3 protein-coding genes are annotated in these 2,501 nt (G+C 51.0%); 2 read left to right on the top strand and 1 reads right to left on the bottom strand.

What is annotated here, in order from left to right; translation table 11 throughout:
- Nucleotides 1-73 precede the first annotated feature (73 nt).
- A complete protein-coding gene (gene rlmD, locus NZ772_17220) occupies nt 74-1,465 on the bottom strand; it encodes a 23S rRNA (uracil(1939)-C(5))-methyltransferase RlmD (GenBank protein ID MCS6815298.1) in 1,392 nt (463 codons plus the stop codon).
- Between the two features lie 291 nt (nt 1,466-1,756).
- Here rlmD and NZ772_17215 point away from each other — a divergent pair, with 291 nt between their 5' ends.
- Together NZ772_17215 and NZ772_17210 are read left to right on the top strand one after the other, a co-directional pair.
- On the top strand, nt 1,757-2,242 hold the full coding sequence (locus NZ772_17215; GenBank protein MCS6815297.1) for an allophycocyanin subunit alpha-B: 486 nt from the start codon (nt 1,757-1,759) through the stop codon (nt 2,240-2,242).
- A gap of 39 nt (nt 2,243-2,281) precedes the next feature.
- Nucleotides 2,282-2,501: hypothetical protein (locus NZ772_17210; protein MCS6815296.1), on the top strand; the 220-nt coding region annotated here is incomplete at its 3' end.

The raw sequence follows: 2,501 nt of genomic DNA, 5'->3' as shown, positions 1-2,501 counted from the left end.
AAGAGTTAACTGTCGCAATCACTAGCCCTAAATAGGGAGTTCCTAGATAAACACCCTTCATCTTTACCGTACCTTAACGTGAGGTCGATCGCCGCAGAAAAGCTGCACATTCCACATGAGTTGTTTGGGGAAAAAAGTCCGCAGGCTGAACCCGTTCAAGTTGATATAGATTGGTCACACAGAGCCGTTGCAAATCTCGTGCTAGGGTGGCAGGTTTGCAACTGATGTAGACAATGCGATCAGGCTGCTGTGTCAGCAACCAGTCCAAAACTGCTGGACTACAACCCTTACGGGGTGGATCTAGTAGCACTATATCAGGAATCTCAGCGATCGTGGGCAATAGGGACTCCACAGAGCCAGCTTGGAAGGTAACGTTGGTAATGCTGTTCAGTTGGGCATTGAGGCGAGCTTGGTCTATAGATTCTGGTTGGGCTTCTAGGCCGATCGCCCATTTTACTTGGCGTGCCAGAGGTAAGGTAAAGGTGCCAATGCCACAGTAGGCATCCACTAACAATTCATGGCCTTGCAGCGCAAGCTGGGCAACGATCGTTTGTAATAATGCTTCAGCTTGCTCCGTGTAAACCTGAAAAAACGTAGTGGGCTGAATCTGTAACGTTAAGCCTGCAAATCTCTCATGCAGATATCCTCTTCCTGCCACACAATTGGTTACAGCACCAAAGACTGCATTGCCACGCTGCGGATGGTGGTTCAGGCACACACCCACCAGATTGGGATAACGCTGGAGCCATTGCTCTGCTTGGTCTGTTAACCCCGGTAAGCGTTCCTCGGTGGAAACCAGCGTTAACAACAGTTCGCCCGTGCGTCGTCCAATGCGCAGGGACAGGTGCCGTAGCTGTCCCCGATGGCAAGCTTCGTCGTAGATGGTCCAGCCGCGATGCTGAATATCCTGCTTTACCTCCGCTAGTAGTGGGTTGAGGCGATCGTCTTGGGCAGGGCACCGATTGAGATTCACAAGCTTATGGCTGCCTTTTTGGTAATACCCAGCTACAACCACATCGGACTGGGTGGGGGACGATCGCTGCCCCAAGGGATAGGTGGCTTTGTTGCGATAGCCGAGGGGAGAGGCAGCACTTAAGATTGGCTCTACAGGAGGGTTGGGAATGCCGCCAATGCGTTGTAAAGCTTGCACAACTTGATTATGCTTAGCACCGAGTTGGCGATCGTAGGCAACATGTTGCCACTGACAGCCCCCACATTTGTCTGCCACGATACAGACAGGCTGAACCCGGTCAGCAGCAGGTACCCGCAGGGTCTGAACTTTGCCATAGCCATACTGAGGCTTAACACGGGTTAGGCGAACTTGAACCCGATCTCCCGGTACCGTCTCTGGCACAAACACAACTCGGTCTGCTACTCGACCTACTCCGTTACCCTGGTCATCCAAATCAGTGATGACAACATCAGCCAGTTCACCTTGCTGCCAGCGAAACTCCGTACTGCTCATGGGCTGAGTTACCTACGACGTGGAATAACATCCTAAGGATTGCAATAAGGGGGCTAGTGATGAAGAGGTAAAGATCAAGTGGGGGTCGAGGGGTCATAGCCGTCCATGGGAAGGATAATGTCCCCTAAACCCCTTGGCTAGAGAGGCATGACCTGTTAAGAACTGCCTGCAATAGTATTGCAATTTTTTAACAAAACATGATTCTCTGGGGCTGTGGTGGCAAGCGTTGCCAAACTACTCTAAACTATTGTTGATAGCATCCGACCTATGTACTGAATCAACCTGATTAATATGAGCGTAGTTAGCCAAGTTATCCTCAAAGCCGACGACGAGCTTCGCTACCCCACGAGTGGCGAATTAAAGACCATCAGCGCATTTCTCAAAACTGGTGAACAGCGAACTCGCATTGCTGCTATTCTCGCAGAAAACGAAAAGAAAATTGTAGAAGAAGCTAGCCGACAGCTCTGGCGGCGCCGCCCCGATTTTATTTCCCCCGGTGGCAATGCCTACGGCGATCGTCAGCGGGCACTCTGCTTACGTGACTATGGCTGGTACCTACGACTGGTTACCTACGGTGTATTAGCAGGCGATAAGGAACCGATCGAAAGCATTGGCTTGATTGGCGTGAAAGAAATGTATAACTCCTTGGGAGTCCCTGTCCCTGGCATGGTGGAGTCGATTCGTTGCCTAAAGCAAGCAGCGTTGAGCTTGTTAACTGAAGATGATGCCCAGGAGACAGCTCCATACTTTGACTATATTATCCAAGCTATGTCCTAGGCGGTTAGGTAATGCAACTGGCCCCCTGGGGTTAACCTTATGGCGATCGTCGGGCGGGTTGATCCCGCCTACTGTGATTTGGAACTGGTGGCTATGCAACTTGGTAAGGTGGTTAAGTCTAACTCTCACTGTGACTACATTATCCAAGTCGATGATGGCATGATGGTAACTCATCCGCCCCAGCCAGAGGACTATGGCTTTGGAAGCTTTGTGGCCCTAGAAGATGCCGATCGCCACTGGGCTGTAGGGATTGTCTACA

It is taken from the genome of Cyanobacteriota bacterium (assembly GCA_025054735.1).
Lineage (GTDB): Bacteria > Cyanobacteriota > Cyanobacteriia > SKYG9 > SKYG9 > SKYG9.
This window is presented reverse-complemented; position numbering and strand designations above follow the sequence as displayed.